Raw genomic sequence first — 24,523 nt, 5'->3', positions numbered from 1 at the left:
ATAATCCCCAGGGAGTCTATACTCCGTGGGGATTTCTTTTGAGGTGTGAATCATCGTGGAATTTGTACTCGCTTTCCTCGCCGGTGTGGTGGCCTGCGGCCTTGCTATACCGGTTGTCACGCGTATCCGCGAAAGACTGGAGCGCCGCCGCGCCCGCGACGCTGACTCCAATCAAGTCACCAGCGTGAGCCAAGTTCTCCACCTGGCGGTGGGTGGATCGCCATCCGGCATGACGGTGCTCTCACGCACTAAAGAAGTCATCTTTTCCAACCCGGCCGCACACGAGATGTCGATGGTCCACGATCGTGCCGTGAACCCGGACATTTGGTCCGTGGCGCAGGAGGTCTTCGAGGATAAGGAGACCCGCACTCTGGATTTGTCCATCCCCAAGCGCCGCACCGGCAACCGTGTTACCCAGGTGCGTGCGGTAGTCAAACCGCTGACGCTTAACGACGACCGCTTCATCATCGTCTACGGCACCGACGAGTCCGAATCAGTCCGCATGGAATCTGCTCGCCGTGACTTTGTGGCTAACGTGTCCCACGAACTCAAGACACCCGTCGGCGGCATCGCATTGCTGGCAGAGGCCCTCCTGCAAGACACCGGGGACCCCGAACACGTGGAGTACTTCGGTAGCAAGGTTCAGAAGGAAGCTGCCCGAATGGCGGATATGGTCAACGAGCTCATCTCTTTGTCCAAGCTGCAGGGTGCGGAAGCCCTCCCGGAGATGGAGCCGGTTGACCTCGATGAGATCGTCGACGAGGCCATGACACGCAACCAGCTGGCAGCCGACGCACACAATAACCAGCTCACCCGCGGCGAATCCGTCGGTGTGCAGGTGATGGGCGATAAATCCCTGTTGGTTACCGCTATTTCGAACCTCATTTCCAACGCTATCCACTACTCACCAGATGAGATGCCGGTGTCGGTTACCCAAAAGGTGGTCAGTGGAAACGTTGTCCTTGTCCGCGTCACCGACCGTGGCATCGGCATCGCCCCAGAAGACCAGGAGCGCGTATTTGAGCGCTTCTTCCGCGTGGATAAGGCCCGCTCACGCCAAACCGGTGGAACTGGACTGGGCCTGGCCATTGTCAAGCACGTCGTGGCCAACCATGGCGGCAATATCAAGCTGTGGTCCCGGCCGGGAACTGGCTCGACGTTCACAATCGAGCTCCCTATCTACACCGAAGAAAAGCCAGCGGATACTGTAGATAATAAGGATAATAAAGAAGACGGAGCCGTCAGCTCCGCCGCTCCTGGCCTGCAGCGTGCAGTTGCGCGCGTAGCCGCTCGTCGAAAGGATAAATCGCAATGACCACCATCCTCATCGTCGAAGATGAAGAGTCGCTTGCAGATCCCCTTGCATTCCTCCTTCGCAAAGAAGGATTCGATGTTCTCTTGGCCCCCGACGGGCCCAGCGCCTTGGAGCAGTTCGCGGCCAACACCGTGGACATCGTCTTGCTGGACCTGATGCTGCCGGGGATGTCTGGCACGGACGTGTGCAAGCAGCTGCGTGCTACCTCCTCGGTGCCGGTCATTATGGTTACCGCGCGTGACTCGGAAATCGACAAGGTGGTTGGCCTTGAGCTCGGCGCCGATGACTACGTGACCAAGCCTTATTCCTCCCGCGAGCTCATCGCCCGTATCCGTGCGGTGCTGCGCCGCGGCCACGAGGTGTCCTCGGAGGGCGGCGAAGAGGAGCCGCACAACCAGATTCTGGAGGGCGGCCGCGTGCGCATGGACGTGGAACGCCACACGGTGCTGGTGGCCGGCCAACCGGTGTCGATGCCGCTCAAAGAGTTCGATCTCCTTGAGTACCTCCTGCGCAATGCTGGCCGTGTGCTTACCCGCGGTCAGCTCATTGACCGCATTTGGGGCGCAGATTACGTCGGTGACACCAAGACGCTCGACGTTCACGTTAAGCGCCTCCGCTCCAAGATTGAGTCGGAACCGTCTCACCCGAAGCACCTCGTCACCGTGCGCGGCTTGGGCTACAAGTTCGAGGCCTAAGCTCGAGGATCCGCCGGGTGGCGCGGAAACTCCACTCCGGAGCGTGCCCGCGCTTCGCAGTGCCGGGCTAGAATCTCATAGCAGTCTTCGCCTAACAGAGCGATGAGCTCGGTCTTTTGAGACTTCCAGAGCGGCTCTTTTGCCGTGTGGCAGGACGGGGATGCTGAGCACCACCAATCAAAGTCCTCACCACCATTGCCCCACCCGCGGCGGTCATACTCGCCGATAGTGGTGCGCAGAATCTCCTCGCCATCAGGGCGCTCCTCATAATCCTCGTGGCGGCGAATCGGCACCTGCCAGCACACCTCAGGTTTGACCACGGTGAGCTCCTCACCCGCGTCGAGCGCCCACTGATGGATGGCGCAGCCAGGGCCCGTGGGCCAGCCTTCGCGGTTGGCGAAGATACAGGCGCCGTCGACAAGCGGCGTCTTCAACGCCGGCTCCGGTTCGCCATCGTCACCGTCGAGCTCATCCCATTCCAACCACGGTTCCAGTTCTTCGGGCTGACCGTTTTTGAGGTACTCGTCGACGTCCTCAGGGCGGTGCTGCCAGTAGCGTGCGGGCATGCGCGCCACGGCGTCGGCAAGCTGGTCGCGGTCGATTTCATCGGCCATGTAGGCGCCATGCACACAGCACCCAACGTCGCTCTGTTGCTTATCGATGCCGTGGCACCTCTCGGTCCCAAACTGGCACTCGTAATGCGACTCGAGCCACGTGAGATCGATTGAGTAGACGTGCAAGGGATCCTCGGGATCGGTGAACTCAAACCACTCTCGTGGGAAGTCAGGGGCCTTTTCGCGGCCTGCAAGGATGGACTTGGCGGCGGGGGAGGAGGTGGGAAAACCCAGGTAAACCTCATTTGATTTCGGGCGATTCACACCTACCCACGGTAGACCTACTACTGTGGGGGTGTGCGATTAGGTGTATTAGACGTCGGAAGTAATACCGTCCACCTCGTTGCGGTCGATGCCGCAACCGGTGGCCGGCCCACCCCGATGAGCGACTGGAAGACGCCCCTGCGTCTAGTGGAACAGCTCGACAAAAAGGGCAACATCCACGAGAAGGGCTTGAAAAAGCTTATTTCTGCTGTGGGTGAAGCCAATGAGCTGAGCCAGAAGCTGGGGTGCGATGAGCTCATGGCTTTTGCCACCTCTGCGGTGCGTTCAGCTACGAACTCGGCCGAGGTTCTCGATGAAGTGGAAAAGAACACCGGCGTCCGCCTAGAAATCCTGTCTGGTGAAGAAGAAGCCCGCCTGACCTTCTTGGCCGTGCGCCGCTGGTATGGCTGGTCCGCGGGTCGCATCACCAACCTCGACATCGGCGGCGGCTCTCTCGAGCTGTCCACCGGTACCGACGAGCACCCAGAGCTCGCTTTCTCTCTCGACCTCGGCGCTGGCCGTCTGACTCACAATTGGTTCGACACCGATCCGCCGGAAAAATCCAAGGTGAATCTCCTCCGTGACTATATTGATGCGGAATTGGTTGGCGTTGCCGATCAGATGCGCGCCCTGGGCCCCTCCGGCTTGGGTGTCGGAACCTCAAAAACCTTCCGTACGCTGGCCCGACTCACCGGTGCCGCACCGTCTTCGGCGGGTCCGTATGTGAAGCGCACCCTCACCGCACCGGGTCTGCGTCAGCTCATTTCTTTCATTTCTCGCATGACTGCAGCTGACAGGGCAGACCTTGAGGGTGTAAGTTCTACCCGATCGCACCAAATCGTCGCGGGTGCTCTTGTGGCCGAGGCGAGTATGCGTGCCCTGGGAATCGAGAAGCTAGAGATCTGCCCCTGGGCTCTCCGTGAAGGTGTCATTTTGCGCCGTACCGATAAGGGACTGGAATAGGAAAGAAACGTGGCTGACGAGAAACAGTTGACAGTTGCGGAGCTGCTGGCCCGTAACCAGAAGGATCGCTCCGGTGGAGAGAAGAGTTCGCGCCGCCGTCGCCGCAGCCTTGAGGAAGGCGGCATCTCCGTCGCGGAGCTGACCGGCAACCTCGAGAAGGTGAAGGCAACCCCGGCCGAAGCGAAGCACTCCAACGTCTCTATCGATGAGACTGCGCCAGTCATTCCTGCTCCGCAGAAGGACGCCGAGAAGACTGAACCTGAGCCGAAGGCTGAACCCGAGCCGAAGACTGAGTCTGAGCCGCAGGCAGATGCCGTCCGCGTGGAGCGGCCGGACAAGACCGATTCTGAGCCCAAGCGTTCCCAGCCCTCCACCGAGGACACCCGCGTCATTCAGCGCGTCAAGGACGCACCTGAGAAGAAGTCTGAGGACAAGGTCGAAGAAAAGGTTGAGGACGAAACCTCGACTACGGGTGAACTCGAGGCCGTCGACCACGACGTCGAGGAATACGACGAGTATGACGAGGACTACGAGGAGGAGAAGCTTAACCCCTTCGCCGTCGTCCTGCTCGCCCTCGTTGGCATCGTGCTGGGTGCCGTCGTGTTCAAAGGCTTCGAAATCCTCTGGGACCGCTTCGACCGCCTCGTCGTCGTGGTGCTCGGCGTTGTCGTTACCGGCGTCATTGTCGGTATCGTCCACGCTCTGCGCACCAGCCGCGATGGCCTGTCCATGTTCCTCGCGGCCGTAGCAGGCCTCGTGCTTACCTTCGGCCCGCTGCTCGTTGTGATGTAGCCGTGACCCAGGGTTTCTGGCACCCTGGGATCATGACTAAAATTGCAGTACTAGGTGGAGGACAAATCGGCGAGGCCCTAGTTTCCGGGCTGGTGAGCGCAGGCTACGACGCTGCGGACATCGTGGTGACCAACCGCCGTTCAGAGCGCGGCGAGGAACTGCACGGCACCTATGGAGTGACCGTCACCAGTGATAACGCGCAAGCCATCGAGGGTGCCGAGTACATCTTCGCGTGTGTGAAGCCCTATGCCATCGTCGAGTTGCTCGACGGTCTCGATATTTCCCAGGACGCCGTCGTGGTGTCCATGGCTGCGGGCTTGACCCTCGACACTCTCGAGAAGGCCGCTGGCGAAGGCGTACCGGTCGTCCGCGTGATGCCCAACACCCCCATGCTTGTCGGCAAGGGCATGTGCACGTGTGCGGGCGGTCAGCACGTGAGTGAGGAGCAGCTCGGGGGTGTGGTCAAGCTGCTCGAGGCCGTCGGTGAGGTCGCCGTCATCGAGGAAAAGCACATCGACGCCGCGACCGCCCTGGCTGGCTCCGCGCCTGCCTACTACTTCCTTGTCACAGAGGCGCTTATCGACGCCGGCGTGCAGCTCGGCCTTACCCGTGACGTCGCCGAAAAGCTGGCCACCCGCACCGCCCAGGGCGCAGGCACCATGATGACGGAATCTGGGAAGGATCCCGTCGCTCTTCGCGCGGGGGTGACCTCCCCGGGGGGAACCACCGCGGCTGCGCTTCGGGAGCTTGAGGAGTCCGGTATTCGCGGCGCTTTCTTCCGCGCGGCGGAGGCATGTGCCCAGCGTGCGCAGGAACTAGCCTAGATTTCTCCTCCTTCCATGGGAATGGTGTGACGATTGTTGTGAGGCGAGTTTCTGGGGAACAACGGTGCGAATGTGGAAAAAAATGGCACTTGGGTCGCATTAGTCACAGGTTTCACGCTAAGCTTGCAGGAGCGCGTGCGTGATAGTCCTGTGGGAGGGGAAGCCTACAGCGCGTCACGTGCTGAAGGGTTAAATAAACTATGACGAATGAAGATAAGGGAACTTTCCTGACCATCGCCGAAGTTGCGGAGATCATGCGTGTCTCCAAGATGACGGTGTACAGGTTGGTTCACGCAGGTGACATGCCGGCAGTGCGCGTGGGACGTTCGTTCCGCGTTCATGAATCCGCCGTCAAGGAATACCTTGAGGCATCCGTGTACGGAGCCTAGCGTTCATCTCTCTCTGACAGCGCCCACCCCTGTGGACTCCTACGGTCCACGGCGGTGGGTGCTGCCCTTAGTTTTGGTGCTGGGAAGGGCGCTAGGTAAGATGGTGGGCATTCGTGTCGGCAGTGGTACGCCTGTGTCTCCCCGTTTTGCGGGGCCGCATCGAGTGCACCGTGCGGTTTCATTCCAGGCGTCGCCGGCCGGTTTACGTACGTACTGATACCGAAAGTGAGGAAACCTGTTATGGGTTCTGTCATCAAGAAGCGCCGCAAGCGCATGTCCAAGAAGAAGCACCGCAAGATGCTGCGCCGCACCCGCGTTCAGCGTCGCAAGCTGGGCAAGTAAAGCTTGGCTCATAGCTCCCCGCATAGTCCTTCGTGATTGTGACGGGGAGTTTCTGCTATCTGGGCTTCTCGTCGTCCCGGACGACGGAGGGGTCATGGAATGGGGTCCTTTCTGTAGTGGGCTACCGGGTGGGCGCCGTCGAGTCAGACGACGGCGAGGTTTAGAACGGGATGTCCTCTGGGGAGTGCTGGGAGCTTGGACTTCCGCCGCAGCCTTGGCAGCTGCTTCGGCGTCTAGTTCCTTCTTCAGCGCCTGGGCTTGCTCGTGGGCGCGCTGACGGATTGCAGTGATCTTCTGGGCCACGGTTTGGGCCCAGCGCTTGGTCTTGTTGGCCAGCGGGCCGGTGGGTTCAGTCATGGCCCAGGTTCCGTCCTCGAAAAGCCATACGATATCCCCGGTGAGGGGGTCCATGATGTAATGCGCGCGGCCATCGGTCTTCATGTTGTGATGGTGCTGGCAGAGTGAGGCGAGATTGCTCGGGTGAGTGGGGCCGCCGTCGGCGTAGTTGACGCGGTGGTCCATCTGGCACAGGTGGGCCGGCCGGTTGCAGCCAAGAGCACGACACGTGCCGTCGCGCCCCTCGACGTATTTTCGGATGAGCTCCGAGGCAACATAGCTATCCGAGGCTTCCGGTTCTGCGGACAGGTCACGAGTGCGGGTCGTGGGCATCTCTTGAGACGTCCAACCATAGCCCTGCACGAGTGTTGGCGCGTTCTCAATATCGGTGGCCTGATACGTGTGCAAAATGACCGTCGACGGCGGTGTGATGCTGCCGGCGATGAGCTTCTTCAAAGCATCAGCTGTGGAGACCCCGTTCTCTTTCGCGGCCTCCTTGATGTATTTGTCCAGGATGATGCCCGTGGCGCTATCCGTGTTGAGCTCCAGGTTGGCGCGCTCACCATTGTCCGTCATGGAGTAGGAATCCTTCTTCCGCGTATCGCGGAAAGAAATCGTTTTATCGATGCTTTTGCAGATATCGCGCACTTTGCGGCCAATCTGTGGAGGCGTAGGAAAAGTCTGGTTGGGGGCGGTGGGGATGAAGTAGTCGGCCAAGGAGGCGTCGATAAGCGCGAGCGTCTCCTGGGGTATTTCACCCAGTTTGGTCAAGGTGAAGTCGATGGCGATGAGGGCGCGCATATCGAGCAGGAAGAGGTCTTCCTGCATCGCTTTGACCTGCGGAAGCCCATTAAGCCGGTGCACGGCGAGGCAACATTCGGTGATGGTGTGTGGGCCGAGCCCGAGCTTGGCGACGAGCCTCTGGCACGCCACATCGAAATCCTCATCGAGCGGGGGCATGGCAGCTTTCCAGGAGCGATAATCGGCGCGGCGCGCAGCACTGCGCTCCATAGCGAGGGCGCAGTCCGGGTTCATGTGGGAAAAGTAGGCGGTAGGAGTAGTGGTTGTCACGGTAACTTCTCCGGATTCTTGAGGATTAGAGGCTTTAAAGTGAGTAGGAACTAACGTTCTAACTGAAGCCTATAAGATGCCCCGGACATCTACGCTTACCTGCAATTATGGTAGTTTTGGAGAGTGCTATTAAGGCTATATTTTCGGAGTAGTGGGGAGTGCTATCCGTGAGTGCCCATCACCTTCCATGCATGCGTATGATGGCGAACTATGTTGCCCCGAATTTTGACGCTCGACACCCTCGTTATCTCACAGACGAAGTCTTTCCTGCAGGATCAATTCCTCATCGCGGATGAGCAGGGCGTGCCCGTCGGCACGATTGTGCAGTCCGGAAGCCTGAAGGACATGTTCTTCAACTCCTCCCGCAGCTTGGAGGTGGCCTTCACGGACGATCAGGGCAACCCGCAGCAGCCGCTTATGCTGATCAAGGATCCGCCGAACTTCGTGCGGGATACCTATGAGGTGTACTTGCCGGGTATCGAGCACCCCATGGCGGTGGTGACCAAGCGGTTCGCCATGTTTAAGACGCGCCTGACCATGGAGATGGAGGGCTTCCCGGAGATTGAGATTACGGGTGATATTTGGGATTGGAATATCACCATTAGCAGCCAGGGGCAGCCGCTGGCGCAGGTGACCAACGAGTGGGCGGGCGTCGGCAACTTCCTTTCAGGGAAGAATACCTACCGTCTCAGCATCGCGGCAGGGCTAGACCCGCAACAGCATGCAGGTCTCATCGGTGCGGTGATGTGCATGGATATGCTGCGCACGAAGGCACAGCAGAGCAGCTAGTGGCGATGGGCAATGCGCCAGCCGCCATAGGAGAACAGCGCAGTGACGAGTGCTGGGATTCCGTAGGTGCGCACGGCTTTGCGGACGGAACGGTAATCACGGATGAGCCAGCCTTTTTCTTCCGCAATATCGCGCAGCTTTGAATCGGGGTTGATAGCCACCGGCGTGCCCACCATGGAGAGCATGGGGACGTCGTTGGCGCTGTCGGAGTAAGCCGTGCAGCGTTCCAAGTCGAGATTCTCCAGCGTGGCCAAGGCGGCTACCGCATGCATCTTGCCGGGACCGTGGAGGATATCGCCCACGAGGCGTCCGGTGAAGCGGCCGTCTTCGACTTCCGCCACGGTTCCGAGGGCGCCCGTAAATCCGAAACGCTGAGCCAAAATCTGCGCCAGCTGGACTGGGGTGGCGGTGACGAGCCAGACCTGTTGGCCGGCGTCGAGATGCATCTGTGCCAGTTGCTTTGTGCCGGGATAGGCCTTTTCAGCCATCGACTGGTCGACGATTTCCTCGCACAGCGCAACCATCTCTGCCACCGAGCGGCCCTTGACAAATTCGAGGGCCTGCACGCGCCCAGCCGCTACGTCCTCGGTGTTTTCAGAGCCGGATACCCGAAATTTCAGCTGTTTCCATGCGATAGGCAGGATTTCGGAGAGTGAAAAGTAGCGTCGCCGCGCCAGGCCCAAGGCAAAGGAGACCAATGAAGAGCCTTGTACCAGCGTATTGTCTACGTCGAAGAAGGCAGCGGCGCCAAGGTCCTGGGGGATGTCGGGGTCTGGCTGCGTGAGGGAGCGCGAGCCCGCAGACTCGAAGGAGCCTTGGACAGAATCCACGCCGGAGGAAAAGGAATCTAGGTCGATGCCGAAGAGCTGTTCCACCGCCGCGGCTGCCGACGCCTCACCTGCCGCACGCTGGTGCTCTTCACCGAGCGGGGCAAAGGCCTGCTGCTCCAAGAAATTGCGGAGGTTACCCCTACTCGCGGTCCAGTTGGCAAGGAACTCGCGGGGGGAGTCGGGCATACCGGGTGGAAGGGGGAGGGGCACGCGTTCAGCTTTCAACAGGTGGGCAGGCTAACGTGTCCATAGTAAACCGCGAAAAGTTTTGAGTCTCACTAAGGAGCCCCTTTTTATGTCCCACACCGTTGAGCTCATGGTGCGCACCACGTGCGGGTCGTGTGAGCGTGTGCGCGAGCAGATCACGCCTGTGGTTCAGCAGGCGGGGGACGAGCTCATCGTGCGTGTGGTGGATGAGGACCCCGAGCTGGCCATGGAATATGGTGATCGAGTGCCCGTCGTCGTCATCGACGACGAGGAGTTTGCCTGCTGGGAAGTGGATAACGAGGAGCTCGCGCAGGCGCTGGCGGATTAAACTCCAGATTTCTGGTGAGTTTCAGAAAAGAGCTTTAGGCTAGTAGTCTTTTGGTTGATTTATGTCATCCAAAGGGATGATGAAGAACTGGAGGGTAGTGCATGAGTGTGCTCGTCGTGGGCATGTCGCATCAGTCAGCGCCGGTAGCGCTGCTGGAAAAGCTGAGCATGGACGACGCCGTGCAGAATAGTGCCTGCCAGACCCTGGTTCAGGCGGATTCGCTCTCCGAGGCGATGATCATCTCCACATGTAACCGCATGGAGGTCTATACGGTTACTAATTCCTTCCATACGGGCGTCCAGGACGTCGTTCGCACTGTGGCCGAGGTGTCCGGGGTGGACGAGGAAGAACTGCGTACTTACCTGTACGTTCGCTATGCTGATGCCGCCGCTGAGCACCTCATGACGGTGACCTCCGGGCTGGATTCGATGGTGGTAGGCGAGCAGCAGATTATCGGACAGGTTCGCGCCGCCTACCAGTCCGCCACGGAACAGGGCACCGCGGGCCCACGAATCCATGCCTTGGCGCAGTCGGCGCTGCGCACCGGTAAGCGCGTTCATTCTGAGACGGATATCGATGAGGCGGGTGCTTCCATGGTGTCCTTCGCTTTTGATCAGGCTTTAAGCCGCATGGGGCGGGAGCGGCTGGATGGTGCCCGTGTGCTCATCCTGGGGGCGGGCGCGATGGCGTCGCTCGCGGCCACCCATGCGGGTCGGCTTGGTGCGCAGCTGGTCATTGCCAACAGGACGCTCGCGCGTGCGCAGCGAGTCGCCCAGCATGCGCATGAGGCAGGTGTGTATGCGGATGTCATCGAGTTTGCCGACCGTGCTCAAGAACTCCGCAGCGTGGACATGGCCATTTCCGCCACCGGTGCACAAGATTTCACCATTACGGCTGCCGACGTTGAGCGCTACCACGTTGCCAACCGTGAACTGATGCTCGTGGACTTGTCCCTGCCACGCGATATCGATGATGCGACGGCTGAGGCCGAAGGGGTTGACCTGGTCAATATTGAGCGCCTGAGCAAATCCCTCGACGCCGCCGATACCGATATCGCTGCTGGAACCAGCCCGCACGTCCAGGCGCGGCGCATCGTTACCGAGGAGCTGGAGGCCTATGCCTCCGCCCAACGCGTGCGCGATGTCGTACCCGCGGTGTCTGCATTGCGGCAGCGAGCCGCCAACCTCGTGCAGTGTGAAATCGCACGTTTAGAGCAGAAGCACCCAGAGCTGGATGAGCGCCAACTGGGTGACGTGAACCGTGCGCTCAAGCGCGTGGCCGACAAACTCCTCCATGAGCCCACGGTCCGCGCGAAGCAGCTGGCCGCGAATTCCGGTACGGTCAGCCACGAAACCGCACTTCAGCAACTCTTCGGGTTGCACCTCGAAGGCAGCGGCGTGGCCGTGGATATGACGGAGCTACCGGATGCCACACAGATGAAAGCCGCGGAAAAGAACAAAGAAGGGGACGCATAAATGTTGAAGATCGGTACCCGAGGTTCCCTGCTCGCCACCACGCAGGCGGGTCACGTACGGGACTGGCTCAAAGAAGCTGGCTACGAGGCCGAACTGCACATTGTGACAACGCCGGGCGATGTCAACATGGCGCCCGTCGAGCGCATCGGCGTGGGCGTGTTTACGCAAGCCCTGCGTGAGGCCGTAGACCGCGGCGAGTGCGACATTGCCGTGCATTCTTTCAAGGACCTGCCGACGGCTGCCGACGACCGCTTTGACCTCGTGGTTCCGGAGCGCCAGGACACGCGCGAGGCGCTCATCGCCCGCGATGGCCTCACGCTGAAGGAGCTGCCAGAGGGTGCGCGCGTGGGAACCTCTGCTCCGCGCCGTATCAGCCAGCTCAGGGCGTTGCGCCCGGACCTGGACATTCGTCCGCTGCGCGGCAACATTGATACCCGCATGGGCAAGGTAACGAGCGGTGAGCTTGATGCCGTGCTCTTGGCCTACGCCGGTCTTGTGCGTGCGGGCTACGCCGAGCGTGCTACCGAAGTTTTCGACCCGGAGTTCTTCATGCCCGCCCCGGCGCAGGGAGCGCTCGCAATCGAGGCAGTGAAAGGTACTGAGGCTGCGCAGGCCATTGCGCTGCTTGCCGACGTCCCCGCTATCGCCGCCACCCGCGCCGAGCGCACCGTGCTGTCCGAGCTGGAGGCTGGCTGCACCGCTCCAGTCGCAGCAACGTCCCGGTGGGAAGGCGACGAGCTCGTCGTACGCGGTGGCGTCTTTGCCCTCGATGGCTCCCGCCAGCTCATTGCCCAGGCGCAAGGGAAGGCTGAGGATGCGCAGGTGTTGGGTCGCGCGGTGTCTGAGGACCTCTTCGCGCAGGGAGCTGCGGAGCTGCTTGCTAACTAATTTTTGGTTTCGGACCTTTTCCTTTAGTGTGTATCTAGCACACAATCATTGACGCCAATGATTCAGCCCCCCTTAAACCACACGTGAAGGGTGGGCTTTACTCTCCCGCCGTGGTGAGCGGCGCAGGAATCCCCCGGAATCCACAAACTAGAAAAGAACCTTATGAGCAATGCCGTGCCGGATACCCAGGCTGAAGTGGGCAAAGTTGTTTTCGTCGGCGCCGGCCCTGGCAACCCTGATCTGCTGACTGTCCGCGCCCGCGAGGTTCTGGAAACGTCTGCCATCGCTGTGACGGACGCTGAAGTTTCCTCCGGCGTGCGTGAGATGGTGGCCCTGCAGGTACCGGTGCCGCAAGAGCTTCTCGACGCCGCCGAGGAAGAGTACGAGCGCATCTGCGCTGCTGCCAAGGAGGCAGGAGCTCGTCGTAAGCCACCACGCCCAGCACCGCCGACGGCGGCGGTGTTTGAGGAACCTGAGGGGGACGTCGTCAAGCAACTGCGTGAAGCGCTTGAGCGCGCTGAGGGCCGCGACGTGATTCGCCTCGTCACGGGTAATCCGCTCAACCGTGAGTCCATTAAGGCGGAGATTTCTGCCGTGGCGAATGCCGGTATGGAGTTTCAGGTGGTGCCGGGTATGTCCCTGCCGTCGACGGTGCCGTCCTTTGCGGGTATTGCTTTGGGAGCGACGTATACCGAGGCAGATATTACGGAAGGCGCTGACTGGGACGAGCTGGCATCCGCGACGCAGCCGCTCGTTCTGCAGGCCACTGCTGATGACTTGCCGGTGATTTCTCGCGAGCTGGTGGAGCGCGGCATGCCCGCCGAGACCGAGGCATATGTCACCGTGCATGGCACGACGCGCCTGCAGCGTACCCACGAGACGACTCTGGGTACTTTGGGCAAGCTCGATGCGGAGTTGCCGGGCGTACTCGTGGTGACCTTGGGCCGTAGCTTTGATGATCGCTCGAAGTACTCGTGGTGGGAAAACCGTTCCTTGTACGGCTGGCGCGTGTTGGTGCCGCGCACGAAGGAGCAGGCGGCGGCGATGAGCGCTCGCCTGGCAGGTCACGGTGCTATCCCGCAGTCGGTGCCCACTATTTCTGTTGAGCCGCCGCGCAACCCGGCGCAGATGGATCGCGCCATCAAGGGCATTGTGGAGGGCCGCTACAAGTGGATTGTCTTCACCTCCGTCAACGCGGTAAGCGCGGTGTGGGACAAGATTGCGGAGCTCGGCCTCGATGCTCGCGACTTCGCCGGCGTGCACCTTGCTGCGGTGGGACAGAAGACCGCCGATGCCATCCGTGCGAAAGGTATGATCCCGGAGGTTATGCCGAAGCCCACGAAGCAGAATGCGGAGGGCCTCGTGGAGGTCTTCCCCACCTACGTGGAGGACATCGATGCGGTGGGCCGCGTGCTTCTGCCACGAGCCGACATCGCTGGTGATGCGCTGGTTGATGGCCTGTTGGACTTGGGCTGGGAAGTCGATGATGTCGTGGCCTATCGCACCGTACGTGCAGCCCCGCCGGCGGCGGAAATCCGTGACATGATCAAGTCCGGTGGCTTCGACGCCGTGGCCTTTACTTCGCCGTCCACGGTGCGCAACCTCGTGGGCATCGCGGGCAAGCCGCATGCGCGCACCATCATCGCGTGCATTGGCCCCTCCACCAAGGCTGCGGCTGAGGAGGTGGGCCTGCGTGTAGACGTCGTCCCGGAAATCGCCGATGTGCCGATGCTTGTCGACGCCCTCGCGGACCACGTCGCTGCCCTCCGCGCTGCCGGCAATTTGCCTGCTCCGCGCAAGAAGCGCCGCTCCCGGAAGAAGTCTGCCTCGACCACGTCTGGGCGGTCCTAGTAGGGGCGACTAGAGTCGGGGAAGGTATAGATTGTCTCGAAGCTCGAAGGAGAGTTCCTACTCATGAGCATTGTTCGCCGCCCCCGTCGTCTGCGTCAGACTCCGGCCCTCCGGAACCTGGTTGCGGAAACGTCGCTGCGTCCTTCCGACCTCATCCTTCCGATGTTCGTCGTCGACGGACTGGATGCGCCCCGCGATATCCCGTCCATGCCGGGCGTACAGCAGCACACCGTGGATTCCCTCAAGCGCGCCGCACACGAGGCTCTTGATGCGGGTGTGACCTGCGTTGACCTTTTCGGTGTGCCGCGCGAGGAAGACAAGGATGCGACCGGCTCCGTGGCCTGGGATCCGCAGGGCATCCTCAACGTTGCTATTGCGGAGCTGCGCCGGGAATTCGGCGATGACCTTATTGTCATGGCGGATACCTGCCTGGATGAATTCACCTCCCACGGGCACTGCGGTGTGCTCGATGACCAGGGTCGCGTGCTTAACGACGAAACCGTGGAACTCTACCAGGACATGGCTCGCTCCCAGGCCCGCGCCGGCGCACACATGGTCAGCCCCTCCGGAATGATGGACGGCCAGATAGCCGCCATCCGCGACGCTCTCGATGACGCTGGCCATGAAGATGTGGCCATCATGGCCTACTCGGCCAAGTACGCCTCGGCCTTCTTTGGGCCTTTCCGCGACGCTGTGGGCTCGTCCCTGGAGGGCGATCGCCGCACCTACCAGCAGGATCCGCGTAATTATCGCGAATCCATGTTGGAAGTGGACCTCGATATCGAAGAGGGCGCGGACATCGTCATGGTGAAGCCGGGCCTGCCGTACCTCGATGTGCTGGCGGGTGCCGTTGAGCGTTCCTCCGTTCCGGTTGCCGTTTACCAGGTGTCCGGTGAGTACGCGATGATTCAGGCGGCCTCCCAGAACGGGTGGATTGACGGCGAGGCCGTTATGCTGGAGTCCTTGACCGCGTTCAAGCGCGCTGGTGCGGATCAGATTCTGACGTACTTCGCCACGGACGCTGCCCGCCTGCTCGCATAATCTGACCGCTTCAAGGAGAGTCGTGACGCTCAGCCCGAATACCGCGCCGTCTGATAAGCCGCAGGACAAGGCCGCCAAGAACCCCAAGCGCACCGAAGCCGTCTCCCTCATGCTCAAGGTGTGGACCGTTGCGCTAGTACTCGAAGCAGTGCACCTCGTCCTGAGTATTACCCTGACGCTGCTCAACCGCGATGAGCTTTTCGCCCAGGCTCGCAGCACTGCGGAGTCAGCCGCGGAGCGCTCCGGACAGGAGATGACGGATTCTTTCGTCCAGATCGTGGGCTATGGCTCGCTGGTGCTGAGCTCGCTGATTTCCCTGGCCATCGTGGTGCTGTTGGGCATCATGCTGTGGATGATCAACAGCAACGCTAAGGCCGCCGGTACTGGTCGGCGCCTCTGGTTTGCCTTCTCCCTTTATTTTGGTTTCCGCGTGCTCATCGTCTTTCTCAGCAGCCCGGCTGGGGCGAACGTGCCGGATTGGCTGTTTGTGGTCGATGGCGCCGTGCAGATTCTCGTTGGTGTAGCTGCCATCATGGGCCTCATGTTCTCCACTAAGGAAGAGGTTCTGGAGTACACCGGCGAGATGGAGCAGATGCGCCAGATGCGCAAGGAGATGGAAGAACAACGCCGCTTGGACAACCAGGCGCAGCGCGACAAAGACAAAAATAAAGACAGAGATAAGAACACCGACAAGAAGAATTCAAAGGACGACCGCCCATGACCGATCGCCCAGGCCCCGCGGACTATAACCGCAGCCCTCGCCGGAAAAAGAAGAAGGGCGATCAGGACTATTCCGCATGGCCCTCGCAGCTGCGCATTGCCTACTGGATCTTCGTTGTCGGCGCGATCTTTATGCTCACCGCTGGCATGGTGGGCCTGTTTGGTTCCTATTCCCGGATCAACAACCCAGACTTGAGCATGGAGCAGGTGGACTATATCCGCTTCAATACCCGCTTTGCCGCCATCTCTCATATCGTCAGCGCGGTGGTTATCGCGGCCTGCTCTGCGCAATTGGCTAGCGGCTGGGTATGGGCTCGCCGTATCATCACGGCGGTGTCGGTCTATGCCATGTTCGTCAGCGTGGCTGCGCTCATCGCCGGTGTGGGCGGTATGGCGTTGCTGATTGTTCCTCTGGTACTCATGGTAGGGATTTACTTCCTCTTCCATCCAGAATCCACGGCCTTCATCAAAGCTCGCCGTGCTGAGCGGTCGTGATTAGCGTCGGCTCCAACTTTTGATTCATAATGGACGGTATGTCTCGTCTGTCTGCCGCGCCGCTTATTGAGGCCGCTTCCGGCCGTACCCCGTCCCGCCCGCCCGTCTGGTTCATGCGCCAGGCGGGTCGTTCCTTGCCGGAATACCGCAAGGTCCGCGAGGGGATCAGCATGTTGGATTCCTGCTTCATGCCGGAGCTGCTGGCGGAGATTACCCTGCAGCCGGTGCGCCGCCACGACGTTGATGGCGCCATCCTCTTCAGCGATATCGTCGTCCCGCTCAAGGCAGCAGGCGTGGGCGTAGAGATCGTCCCCGGACGCGGCCCCGTCATGGACGCCCCAGTGCGCACCAAGGAGGACGTGGCCAACCTACCGGTTCTCGACGTCGACGTGCCCGAGGTCCGTCAGGGAATCGAGATCATCCTGAACGAGCTCACCGACAAGCAGGCTCTTATCGGTTTCGTCGGCGCACCGTTTACCCTGGCTAGCTACCTCATCGAAGGCGGGCCCTCGAAGAATCATGAGCGCACCAAGGCGCTGATGCACTCTGACCCGGACACCTGGCACCGTCTCATGGAGCGCCTGACCCCGACGATCATCGCCTTCCTTGAGCTACAGCTGGATGCTGGCATCGACGCCATGCAGCTCTTCGATTCCTGGGCGGGCTACCTCAATGAGCGCGATTACCGCGAGTTTGTGCTGCCGTATTCGGCACAGATCCTCAAGGCCGCTGAAGGCCGCGTGCCGCGCATCCACTTCGGCGTGGGCACGGGCGAATTGCTCGGAGCGATGTCGGAGGCCGGCTCCGAGGTCATGGGCGTGGACTATCGCGTGGCCATGGACGCAGCTGCCGCCCGAGTACGTGCGAACATCCTGCAGGGCAACCTCGACCCCGCCGTGCTCTTTGCTGGCGACGACGCCGTGCGCCAAGCCGTGCGTACCATCAAAACTGAAGTCGACACCGCACGTGCTCGCGGCGACATAAAGGGACACATCTGGAACCTCGGCCACGGGGTTCTGCCGACTACCGACGCCGACGCCATCACCGGTGCCGTCGCCATCATCCACGAGGAGGGCTAAATGAAGATCGCGATCATCGGTGCTGGACTAGCAGGACTCACCGCCGCCTCGGAGCTGCGCTCCCACGAGGTATACGTTTTCGAGGCGGCCGAGCGCATCGGTGGAAAACTGCACACCGTGCCGTTTAATGGCGGGCCGACCGACATGGGCGCGGAAGCCTTCATCCGCCGCCGCCAAGATGCTGTTGATTTCTTCACCGAGCTGGGCCTGCACGAGTCCATCGTGGAGCCCAATGCCGAGCTGCGCCCGCGCGTCTATACCGGCGGCGAGCTGCACTTCCTGCCGCAGGGCGGTGTCATGGGCATTCCGTCCGAACCGCAGGACTTCTTCTCCGCGGCCACCAATGAGCGCATCACCAACGAGAAGCCGTTTGAGTGGGAAATTGGTGGGGATGTGTCCGTCGGAAAGCTCGTGCGCCAGCAGTACGGCGACGACGTCGTCGATCACGTGGTGTCCGCACTCCTTGGCGGCGTGTACTCCTGCGTTGCCGATGACCTAGGCCTGCGCGCTACCCTCCCGCACCTGGCGGCCGCATTGGACACGCTGGCCAAGGAAGGCCCGGTGACGCTGTCTGCAGCGATTAAGCAGATCGAATCGGGCCGCAGCCCCGCCGAGGGCTCCGTCTTTGGCACCTTCAAGGGTGGCTATGCCGAACTCTACGAGGCTCTGGCTGAGAAATCCGGAGCGCAGATTCACCTCGATACGTTCATTTCTGGTGTCACTCGCAAGGGCGATAACCTTGACGTTAAGGGCGCTCCGGGGGATATCGGACCCTTCGATCGCGTGCTGTTTGCCACCCCCGCCCCAACGACCGCACGCCTCATCAAAGCTGTGGCCCCTGAGGCTGCTGAGCACCTTTCCACGATTCAGCTTGCCTCTTCTGTGGTCATCGGCTTCAACTTCGCTTCCGCCACGGACCCAGAGGGCAACGCGCTTCCCGACGCCACCGGCATCCTCATCGCCTCCGACGAACCGGACCTGCGTGCTAAGGCCTTTACGCTCTCTTCTAACAAGTGGCCGCACTTGAACGAACGCGAAGGTTTCCTCGTGCGTGCTTCTTTCGGGCGCTTCGGTGACGATGCCCTCGTCCGCGCGGAAGAGGATGACCTCGTGGACTATGCCCTTGATGACCTGCAAAAGATCACCGGCTTCGACGGGCGTGCTGCCGGCGTGGAAGAGATTTACACGCAGCGTTGGTTCGGCGGTATCCCTCGCTACGACGAGAAGTACCTGGCTACGCTCGCTGCTGTCCGCACCGCGCTTGCCGACGTCTCCGGCATCGCCGCCACCGGCGCCTGGGCAGGCGGGGTGGGCGTGCCCGCCGTTATCGCTGATGCCCGAGCCGCTGCGCAAGCGCTCGTCAGCTAGCTCGCTGTCCCTCCTTGTGGCTGATGCCTTTTGTCAGATGCCTTCAGCTTGTCGATGGAGTCACGAAGACGTTGTGCATTGCGAGGGGAACGCAGAAGGTACTCCGTTTCGCAGAGCGAGTTGTAGTCATCCATGGAAACGGTCGTTGTGAGGTTTAGCCGCTCGCACACGTGCTCGTCGTGGCTGACCAAGATGAATGCCCCGCGGTAGCTCGTGAGCACCTCAATTAGCCAATCGGTGGTGGGGATATCGAGGTTGTTGGTCGGCTCATCGAGAAGCAGAAAGCGCGGTGCCGGGTCGCTGAGCAGGACGCGGGCTATTTCGACGCGGAAGCGCTCGCCACCAGAAAGCTGGCCCACGGGCTGATGGATCTTGTCGTTGATAAAGAGCATCTGGGCCAGTTGGTCGCGCAGGAACTGCGGGTCGGCGCTGGGGTTGGCATCCCGCACGATGTCGAGCACCGACTTCTCCTCGGGCAGGACGATGCGTTGGCGGATGTACCCGCAGGGCAGCGCGTATTCGACGTCGCCCTGAGTAACGCGGTTGAGGAAGGTGGTCTTGCCGCTGCCATTGGGCCCAGCGAGGCGAACGCGCTCGGGGCCAGTAATACTCAGCAGATCGCTGACGAGCACGCGGGTGCCCGCGGGAAGCTCAGTGCCGGGGAGATCGATGTGGACATGGGTGTCGTCGCGAAGCGCGCGCTGTGCCTTGTCGTGTGCTGACTGGGCGGCAGCGACTGCATCGTTGGCCTGTTGAGAACGCCCAGCGGCCGAGCGCTCAGAGCGGTTCTTGTCCAAGCCCATGGCCATGCCGGGTTTGCGCTTCGAGGCGGCGAAGTTCTTGCCGCGGCGGGCATCGCGTGCAATGCGGGTCTGCATAGCGGCGCGCTCGCGGATTTGTTTGCGGTGTTCGGCTTTGGTTTCCCTGACCTTGGCCTGCGCGGAATCCTGCTCAGCATCAATTGCTGCGCGGTACGAGGAGTAGTTTCCTTCGAACTCGCGCAGGGTTCCGTGGTAGAGCTCCGCGATGCTATTCGCGTGCTCGAGGAGTTCGCGGTCGTGTGAGACGACGAGAACCGGCATCGGCGCGGTGCGAATGAGCTCGAGCAGGCGCTGGCGCGATTCGGAGTCCAGGTTGTTGGTGGGCTCGTCGAGGATGAGGAAATCCGGCTTGCGGAAGAATGCGGCGGTCAGCGCCACTGTCACGGCTTCACCGCCAGACAATGTGCCGATAGTGTGATCCATCGGGAAGGGGATACCGGCGGCGTCGAGAGCAGCTTCGATGCGTTCTGCCAAATCCCACTGCTCACCAACAGTGGCGGCGAGCTCTTCCGAGTATTCGCCAGCCTCAATGCGGGCAATGGCGTTGAGGACTTCGGTCGCGCCAAAGACATCGGCGATGGTGCTAGACGTATGGAGGCCTAAATCCTGGTCGACATAGAGGACTGAGCCCGCGGATACCGTTCCCGAACTCGGGGCAATAAGGCCTGCAAGGACCTTGGCTAGCGTTGATTTTCCGGAGCCATTCGCTCCGACCAAGCCCGTGAAGTGGGAGGAAAACGTACCGGTGACGTCCGTGAAACAAGGGGTGCCGTCGGGCCAGGTGACGGTGAGATGAGAAAAAGAAATAGGCATGAAGAAATCCACCTTCGAGTAAGTCGCGTAAAAAGTGTGACGTCGAATTAGGAAAAAATCTTCATGCCCGAAAGACTAGCACCGGCTAATACCCCAGTGCAAGGGCCGCCACGCCAAGACCGAGGGCGCCGCGGGCAATGTAGTGCAGCACCTCGGGGGAGAAGGAGACACCGAAGCCGCCGCTGTCCAGCATGGACATGCTGTCTACCTGTGCCGGGCGGGAACGCTTAAACGACGCCCAGCTAAGACCGGCGATGATGAGCGCCACTGCGATGGCGGAGAGCTTCCACACCAAGACCAGAACACCGGCACCAAGGAGTGCCGTGCCCACAGAAGCGATAAGGGGAAGGCCCCAGTCGGGCCATGCATCGTCGCTGACGCGGCCGAAGGAGGCGGCGCGCCCGACCGCTGCGCCGATGATGCTCCACGCGGACATGAAGCCGACGATAGCCAGCGCCCCAAGCTGTGGGGCGAACCCCAACGTCAAGCCGAGGGCCGCGAGCGCACCGACGCCGATGTACCACCGTCGTCCCAGACGACGGAAGAAGAGACCCGTCAACGTGGAGGGCGCATGGGCGCGACGAGGTATCCAGGCGGACTGGCTCGCAATGGCATCGGAGGTGACCTCCGAATCAAGCAGGCCAAGGCCAGATCCACCGACCAGGCGCGTGCGCCCAGCGCTGAGAAGCGAAGCCAGCGTGAACGAGCGCCATCCCACGACGAAACGCAGGGCCGTGGCTGCCAGCGCGAACCACGGGGATAGCCCGGTGGACACGCAGATGCCGAGGCCCAAGACCCCGAATCCGAGCAGCTGCGCCCATGTGATCCAGTCGGTACCGCGGAGCCGGCCACGCGGGCGATCAACGTACACCCAGCGTTCCCGCGACAGCGCGCGCAGGGGATAGAGAGTCTCGGTGAGCACCATAAGCGCGAGCAGTCCCACGATGCCGGCAATAGGAGCGACGCTAGTTAACGCGATGCGGGCCGGGATGATAGGCAGGACTGCGCCGACTTCTTGCCAGACTGTATAACCGAAGCCGAAGACGAAGCCGGCGAGGATGAGGTACCACATGCCATCACCCAGCCGCGATAGCACGCGCATCACAGCTGCACCACCTCGTCGCAGGCCTGGGTGATGGTGTCGGAATGCGAGGCCACAACGACGCAACGATTCTCCTCGTCGGCTAGATAGCGCAATTCGCTGGCGAGGAACTCGGTCCAGGCGGCGTCGAGGTGGCGCTCGGGTTCGTCGATAAGCACTGCACGCGCCGGCTGGTACAGCTGTGCTGCCAAGAACACGCGCTGGCGCTGGCCCGAGGACAGGCGCGAGGCTGGGTGCGGAAGGAGAGGATCGAGTGCCCAGAGCTCGCAGAGCTTGGCGACGTCCACCCCTGTCGCCTTTCCTATCAAGTCCAAGTGCTCGCCCACGGTGAGGTCGGGGAGGAAAACCGGCTCGGCCACCGTAACCACAGCACCCGGCTGCTCCTTCGTGCCGACGGGATGACCGTCACACTTCACTGAACCATCTAGAGGTGCAAGCTCCCCGCCGAGCGTGGCCAGCAACGTGGATTTACCCGAACCGTTGGGGCCAGCAAGGCCATAGATGTGGCCCAGGGCGAAGTTCTTCTCAAGGTGTCCAAGGGGCGTGGAATGCCCATAATCTGCGTCGATGGAAAGCATTGCTGGGCAGCGATCTCCTTACATTGTGTGACAAGACAATAGTTAAAACTTATTGATGAAGTTTAGCAAAACGCACGCCCTGAACGTTCTTCTAGAGGTGGGAAATACCCTTGGGGTTGGTGCCATGAGCTGCTAAAATGAGAGAAAATGTAGTTGAAAACTCGGGAGGGTAGCAGTGTCGAAGCCGATTCAAGTTGAAAGCAATAGTAGCGACCGTGATCCGTTAGCGTTGAGTGATGCTGCGCTGCGTCTGGCAGGCCACGATGTGACGGATGAGCACGTTCGGCAGTTGGGCCGCGAAGTGGCCGCAGGGACACTATCTGCCGACGAAGCAATCGCTCGTGTTCGGCGGGCTTCGCTGAAGTAGGGCGAGAGTTCGTCGGAAAGCAGGGTGCCTAGCTGCTGGGCTATCCCTTGTTGCGGAAGACGAAGATGGAGGAGAAATCCTGGTCGCCGTGGCCCATAGCCTGCTGCTCCTCAAAGCGCTGAATGACGGCGGCGAGGGCCGGGAGTGGCTTGTTGGCGGTCATCTCCATGAGCTTGGCGTCCTTGCACAGGGCGTCCACGGTGAAGTCGCCCGGAGTGGTGTTGCGCTCGCCGGTGATGAATGGGCCCTTCATGTTCTTCATGAAGGCGAGGCCGGTGATGTCGAGCATCTCGAGGATGACTTCAGAATCAAGGCCTTCGGACTCGCCAAGCTGAAGAGCCTCGAGCAGACCCTCTGCAGTGACGGCGAGGGCCAGGTTGGCCAGGAGCTTGCCGATTGCCGCGGTGGCGGCGGATTCGACGCCGATGAGCTTGTTCTCGTCGGCCCAGAGCTCGGCAATGGTCATGGCGAGCTCGCGGCGGTCGTCGTCAGGCGTGCCCACATAGACGCCGAGTTTTCCCTCACGCGCCGGGTCCAGCGAGCCGACGACGGGTGCATGGACGTACGTTTCCACCGCGGCAGCGAATTCACGGGCGGCATCGGGGGAGATGGTCGTGGTGTCGATCCACGTCACACCCTCCGGGATGAGGTTGGTCTCGATGATTTGCTCGCGGATGTCATCCGGGCCGAAGAGAGAGGTGATGATGACCTCTGCGCCCTCTACGGCGGCGGAAGGGGAATCAGCAAGAGCGGAACCGGCATCAACTAGCGGTTGTGCGCGCTCGGCGGTGCGGTTCCAAACAGTGAGCTCATGGTGGTCGAGGAGGTGTCGGGCGAGCTCGGTACCCATGCGGCCAGTACCCAGGAATGCAATCTTCATGCCGCCCAGTGTGCCATCATTGTGGGCAGGTTCGCCGCGATTCCTGCGAGCCCCGGACGAGGAAGGCTGAGAAATGGCGTGGTTTGTGTTGATTTTCTCCGGGGCCTTCGAAGCTGTGTGGGCGGCGGCACTAGATAAATCGGAGGGCTTTAGCCGCCTGTGGCCGTCGGTCGTTTTCTTCGTTGCCTGCGCCATCTCCATGGGTGGTTTGGGTTGGGCCATGAAGTTCATTCCCGTGGGCACAGCCTACGCGGTGTGGGCAGGTGTGGGCGCGGTCGTTACCGTGGTTTATTCCCTCGCCACGGGGCAGGAGGCAGCCACGGTGTGGAAGGTGCTGTTCCTGGCCATGATTGTTGGCGGAATTGTGGGCCTGAAGGTGGTGCATTAGGAGGCGTCGTCGAGTGAGACGACGTAGGAGAATCGATAGATCGGTGAGTGGACACCTATGTACTTGCGTAGTAGGCTTCTGGATATCAAGCCGTAAGGCAAATAGGCTCTGGCCCCAGCGATGCTGGGGCCATCTTTTATTTCGCTGGGAATTGCTTTAGCGCTTCAGGAATCCACCGTTCCGAGCGCATCCAGACGCCCATTTTGGGATTTATGGCCTTAACTAGCTCGATAGAGAATTGATGGGTCTTCTCTAGTTTGGGGATGTCTTTAATGAGCGGGCGACGGTGCGTCGCTCGGTTGCGCATGTCCTTTACCAGCATTGCGTACTGCTGGAATTCAACTCGGTTTAGTTTGTGAACATGTGGTTCGAGAGCCTCATTCCAGAGAATCACTCGTGGGTTTTTGTTTCCAGCGTGAGGTTTAGGTAGTAGGTGAACCCATATACCGAAGGTCAAACCTGCAACATAATCATCGTGACTCGGTGGGCTGAAGGGGCTCTCACAATGCGCTAGGTCCGCAAGCCGACTGCGGCCTTCCGGTAGCACAAGTTGAGTAAGCGGTGCTTCTGGGTGTTCGAACCAGTCTGGCGAGCCATTTCTAGGAGGCGAGGAGTTCCACTCTCTAAATCTTGAATCGATAAAGTTGCGCAAGAGAACCTCAACTTCACCAGTTGTTCTGTCAACAACAGATGCCATGAAGCCATTCCAAACATAAAGATGAGCTGCGAGTATATCGATGTCGGTACCGGTGTCTCCGTGCTGTTTAGCCAAGTTGAGGTAGGTGCTTCGGCGAGGCAACGGCAATGCGCCAAGTATGGTCTCTGCTTCAGAATGACCCAGTTCCTGCTGTATGAGTTTCATGAGTGCCTCTTGATAGTGGAAGTACCGGCAAGAGGG

The 24,523-nt window shown here is 60.9% G+C and carries 25 protein-coding genes; 18 read left to right on the top strand and 7 right to left on the bottom strand.

The window, feature by feature from the left end; translation table 11 throughout:
* The first annotated feature begins 55 nt into the window (after positions 1-55).
* Positions 56-1,315, top strand: coding sequence for a sensor histidine kinase (locus tag HMPREF2875_RS00980; protein ID WP_210388121.1), 1,260 nt, complete (start codon positions 56-58; stop codon positions 1,313-1,315).
* Complete coding sequence (locus tag HMPREF2875_RS00975; RefSeq protein ID WP_039673479.1) at positions 1,312-2,010, top strand: response regulator transcription factor; 699 nt, start codon at positions 1,312-1,314, stop codon at positions 2,008-2,010. Before HMPREF2875_RS00980 ends, HMPREF2875_RS00975 begins: the two co-directional genes overlap by 4 nt.
* Here HMPREF2875_RS00975 and HMPREF2875_RS00970 read toward each other — a convergent pair.
* Positions 2,007-2,888 (bottom strand): DUF3109 family protein, encoded by an 882-nt coding sequence (locus HMPREF2875_RS00970; RefSeq protein WP_070669603.1) that lies wholly within the window; start codon positions 2,886-2,888, stop codon positions 2,007-2,009. The genes HMPREF2875_RS00975 and HMPREF2875_RS00970 overlap by 4 nt on opposite strands.
* A 33-nt stretch (positions 2,889-2,921) precedes the next feature.
* Between HMPREF2875_RS00970 and HMPREF2875_RS00965 the strand changes: the two genes are divergently transcribed.
* The 6 genes from HMPREF2875_RS00965 (at position 2,922) to HMPREF2875_RS00940 (ending at position 8,394) form a co-directional block, all read left to right on the top strand.
* Entirely contained in the window at positions 2,922-3,851 is a 930-nt protein-coding gene (locus tag HMPREF2875_RS00965; protein ID WP_083311805.1) for a Ppx/GppA family phosphatase, read from the top strand.
* 9 nt (positions 3,852-3,860) lie between these two features.
* A complete protein-coding gene (locus tag HMPREF2875_RS00960; protein WP_070669599.1) occupies positions 3,861-4,643 on the top strand; it encodes a hypothetical protein in 783 nt (260 codons plus the stop codon).
* Positions 4,644-4,675: 32 nt separating this feature from the next.
* Positions 4,676-5,467, top strand: a complete 792-nt coding sequence (proC, locus tag HMPREF2875_RS00955) for a pyrroline-5-carboxylate reductase (protein ID WP_070669687.1) — start codon at positions 4,676-4,678, stop codon at positions 5,465-5,467.
* A 200-nt stretch (positions 5,468-5,667) separates the two neighbouring features.
* Complete coding sequence (locus HMPREF2875_RS00950) at positions 5,668-5,856, top strand: helix-turn-helix domain-containing protein (protein WP_010189818.1); 189 nt, start codon at positions 5,668-5,670, stop codon at positions 5,854-5,856.
* A 240-nt stretch (positions 5,857-6,096) separates the two neighbouring features.
* Entirely contained in the window at positions 6,097-6,198 is a 102-nt protein-coding gene (locus HMPREF2875_RS13130) for a 30S ribosomal protein bS22 (protein ID WP_003855542.1), read from the top strand.
* Positions 6,199-7,815: 1,617 nt separating this feature from the next.
* Positions 7,816-8,394 (top strand): LURP-one-related/scramblase family protein, encoded by a 579-nt coding sequence (locus HMPREF2875_RS00940; protein WP_070669597.1) that lies wholly within the window; start codon positions 7,816-7,818, stop codon positions 8,392-8,394.
* Here the strand turns inward: HMPREF2875_RS00940 and HMPREF2875_RS00935 are convergent.
* Entirely contained in the window at positions 8,391-9,410 is a 1,020-nt protein-coding gene (locus HMPREF2875_RS00935) for an HAD-IB family hydrolase (RefSeq protein WP_070669595.1), read from the bottom strand. The genes HMPREF2875_RS00940 and HMPREF2875_RS00935 overlap by 4 nt on opposite strands.
* 109 nt (positions 9,411-9,519) lie before the next feature.
* Here HMPREF2875_RS00935 and HMPREF2875_RS00930 point away from each other — a divergent pair, with 109 nt between their 5' ends.
* The 9 genes from HMPREF2875_RS00930 (at position 9,520) to HMPREF2875_RS00890 (ending at position 18,676) form a co-directional block, all read left to right on the top strand.
* A complete protein-coding gene (locus HMPREF2875_RS00930; protein WP_070669593.1) occupies positions 9,520-9,759 on the top strand; it encodes a glutaredoxin family protein in 240 nt (79 codons plus the stop codon).
* Positions 9,760-9,860: 101 nt separating this feature from the next.
* Complete coding sequence (locus tag HMPREF2875_RS00925) at positions 9,861-11,234, top strand: glutamyl-tRNA reductase (protein WP_070669591.1); 1,374 nt, start codon at positions 9,861-9,863, stop codon at positions 11,232-11,234.
* Positions 11,235-12,122 carry a hydroxymethylbilane synthase gene (gene hemC / locus HMPREF2875_RS00920; RefSeq protein WP_070669589.1) on the top strand — a complete coding sequence of 296 codons (888 nt, stop codon included), beginning with the start codon at positions 11,235-11,237 and terminating at the stop codon, positions 12,120-12,122.
* 162 nt (positions 12,123-12,284) lie between these two features.
* Complete coding sequence (locus HMPREF2875_RS00915; RefSeq protein WP_070669587.1) at positions 12,285-13,973, top strand: bifunctional uroporphyrinogen-III C-methyltransferase/uroporphyrinogen-III synthase; 1,689 nt, start codon at positions 12,285-12,287, stop codon at positions 13,971-13,973.
* Between the two features lie 63 nt (positions 13,974-14,036).
* Positions 14,037-15,014, top strand: coding sequence for a porphobilinogen synthase (gene hemB, locus HMPREF2875_RS00910; protein ID WP_070669585.1), 978 nt, complete (start codon positions 14,037-14,039; stop codon positions 15,012-15,014).
* A 22-nt stretch (positions 15,015-15,036) separates the two neighbouring features.
* Positions 15,037-15,735 carry a hypothetical protein gene (locus HMPREF2875_RS00905; RefSeq protein WP_070669584.1) on the top strand — a complete coding sequence of 233 codons (699 nt, stop codon included), beginning with the start codon at positions 15,037-15,039 and terminating at the stop codon, positions 15,733-15,735.
* Positions 15,732-16,229 (top strand): tellurium resistance protein TerC, encoded by a 498-nt coding sequence (locus HMPREF2875_RS00900; protein WP_070669582.1) that lies wholly within the window; start codon positions 15,732-15,734, stop codon positions 16,227-16,229. Before HMPREF2875_RS00905 ends, HMPREF2875_RS00900 begins: the two co-directional genes overlap by 4 nt.
* 38 nt (positions 16,230-16,267) lie before the next feature.
* The gene (gene hemE / locus HMPREF2875_RS00895) at positions 16,268-17,308 is read left to right on the top strand and encodes a uroporphyrinogen decarboxylase (protein WP_070669579.1); all 1,041 of its coding nucleotides are present in this window, start codon (positions 16,268-16,270) and stop codon (positions 17,306-17,308) included.
* Positions 17,309-18,676, top strand: coding sequence for a protoporphyrinogen oxidase (locus HMPREF2875_RS00890; RefSeq protein WP_070669578.1), 1,368 nt, complete (start codon positions 17,309-17,311; stop codon positions 18,674-18,676).
* On the opposite strand, the gene HMPREF2875_RS00885 is transcribed toward HMPREF2875_RS00890, so the two are convergent.
* From HMPREF2875_RS00885 to HMPREF2875_RS00870, 4 genes are all read right to left on the bottom strand, one after another.
* Positions 18,673-20,310, bottom strand: a complete 1,638-nt coding sequence (locus tag HMPREF2875_RS00885; protein WP_070669576.1) for an ATP-binding cassette domain-containing protein — start codon at positions 20,308-20,310, stop codon at positions 18,673-18,675. The two genes, HMPREF2875_RS00890 and HMPREF2875_RS00885, sit on opposite strands and share 4 nt — an antisense overlap.
* A gap of 85 nt (positions 20,311-20,395) precedes the next feature.
* Complete coding sequence (locus HMPREF2875_RS00880) at positions 20,396-21,412, bottom strand: ABC transporter permease (RefSeq protein ID WP_070669574.1); 1,017 nt, start codon at positions 21,410-21,412, stop codon at positions 20,396-20,398.
* On the bottom strand, positions 21,412-21,990 hold the full coding sequence (locus HMPREF2875_RS00875) for an ABC transporter ATP-binding protein (RefSeq protein ID WP_070669570.1): 579 nt from the start codon (positions 21,988-21,990) through the stop codon (positions 21,412-21,414). The genes HMPREF2875_RS00880 and HMPREF2875_RS00875 overlap by 1 nt, the downstream gene beginning before the upstream one ends.
* A 407-nt stretch (positions 21,991-22,397) precedes the next feature.
* On the bottom strand, positions 22,398-23,237 hold the full coding sequence (locus HMPREF2875_RS00870) for an NAD(P)-dependent oxidoreductase (protein ID WP_070669569.1): 840 nt from the start codon (positions 23,235-23,237) through the stop codon (positions 22,398-22,400).
* A 73-nt stretch (positions 23,238-23,310) separates the two neighbouring features.
* Between HMPREF2875_RS00870 and HMPREF2875_RS00865 the strand changes: the two genes are divergently transcribed.
* Complete coding sequence (locus HMPREF2875_RS00865; RefSeq protein WP_070669568.1) at positions 23,311-23,625, top strand: DMT family transporter; 315 nt, start codon at positions 23,311-23,313, stop codon at positions 23,623-23,625.
* A gap of 136 nt (positions 23,626-23,761) precedes the next feature.
* On the opposite strand, the gene HMPREF2875_RS00860 is transcribed toward HMPREF2875_RS00865, so the two are convergent.
* Positions 23,762-24,487: a hypothetical protein gene (locus HMPREF2875_RS00860; protein ID WP_246816993.1), complete on the bottom strand. Its 726-nt coding sequence runs from the start codon at positions 24,485-24,487 to the stop codon at positions 23,762-23,764.
* Positions 24,488-24,523: the final 36 nt, after the last annotated feature.

The sequence above is a fragment of the Corynebacterium sp. HMSC078H07 genome, assembly GCF_001812805.1.
Taxonomy (GTDB): Bacteria; Actinomycetota; Actinomycetes; order Mycobacteriales; family Mycobacteriaceae; genus Corynebacterium.
The sequence above is the reverse complement of the archived record's forward strand: the minus strand, read 5'-3'. Positions and strand labels throughout refer to the sequence as shown.

Coding starts and splice junctions, on each gene's coding strand:
- HMPREF2875_RS00875 (WP_070669570.1), bottom strand. CDS start 21,990: ATGCTTTCCATCGACGCAGATTATGGGCATTCCACGCCCCTTGGACAC.
- HMPREF2875_RS00935 (WP_070669595.1), bottom strand. CDS start 9,410: ATGCCCGACTCCCCCCGCGAGTTCCTTGCCAACTGGACCGCGAGTAGG.
- HMPREF2875_RS00975 (WP_039673479.1), top strand. CDS start 1,312: ATGACCACCATCCTCATCGTCGAAGATGAAGAGTCGCTTGCAGATCCC.
- HMPREF2875_RS00860 (WP_246816993.1), bottom strand. CDS start 24,487: ATGAAACTCATACAGCAGGAACTGGGTCATTCTGAAGCAGAGACCATA.
- HMPREF2875_RS00950 (WP_010189818.1), top strand. CDS start 5,668: ATGACGAATGAAGATAAGGGAACTTTCCTGACCATCGCCGAAGTTGCG.
- HMPREF2875_RS00925 (WP_070669591.1), top strand. CDS start 9,861: ATGAGTGTGCTCGTCGTGGGCATGTCGCATCAGTCAGCGCCGGTAGCG.
- hemB (WP_070669585.1), top strand. CDS start 14,037: ATGAGCATTGTTCGCCGCCCCCGTCGTCTGCGTCAGACTCCGGCCCTC.
- HMPREF2875_RS00865 (WP_070669568.1), top strand. CDS start 23,311: ATGGCGTGGTTTGTGTTGATTTTCTCCGGGGCCTTCGAAGCTGTGTGG.
- HMPREF2875_RS00915 (WP_070669587.1), top strand. CDS start 12,285: ATGAGCAATGCCGTGCCGGATACCCAGGCTGAAGTGGGCAAAGTTGTT.
- HMPREF2875_RS00900 (WP_070669582.1), top strand. CDS start 15,732: ATGACCGATCGCCCAGGCCCCGCGGACTATAACCGCAGCCCTCGCCGG.
- HMPREF2875_RS13130 (WP_003855542.1), top strand. CDS start 6,097: ATGGGTTCTGTCATCAAGAAGCGCCGCAAGCGCATGTCCAAGAAGAAG.
- HMPREF2875_RS00940 (WP_070669597.1), top strand. CDS start 7,816: ATGTTGCCCCGAATTTTGACGCTCGACACCCTCGTTATCTCACAGACG.
- HMPREF2875_RS00930 (WP_070669593.1), top strand. CDS start 9,520: ATGTCCCACACCGTTGAGCTCATGGTGCGCACCACGTGCGGGTCGTGT.
- HMPREF2875_RS00880 (WP_070669574.1), bottom strand. CDS start 21,412: ATGCGCGTGCTATCGCGGCTGGGTGATGGCATGTGGTACCTCATCCTC.
- hemC (WP_070669589.1), top strand. CDS start 11,235: ATGTTGAAGATCGGTACCCGAGGTTCCCTGCTCGCCACCACGCAGGCG.
- HMPREF2875_RS00890 (WP_070669578.1), top strand. CDS start 17,309: ATGAAGATCGCGATCATCGGTGCTGGACTAGCAGGACTCACCGCCGCC.
- proC (WP_070669687.1), top strand. CDS start 4,676: ATGACTAAAATTGCAGTACTAGGTGGAGGACAAATCGGCGAGGCCCTA.
- HMPREF2875_RS00870 (WP_070669569.1), bottom strand. CDS start 23,237: ATGAAGATTGCATTCCTGGGTACTGGCCGCATGGGTACCGAGCTCGCC.
- hemE (WP_070669579.1), top strand. CDS start 16,268: ATGTCTCGTCTGTCTGCCGCGCCGCTTATTGAGGCCGCTTCCGGCCGT.
- HMPREF2875_RS00885 (WP_070669576.1), bottom strand. CDS start 20,310: ATGCCTATTTCTTTTTCTCATCTCACCGTCACCTGGCCCGACGGCACC.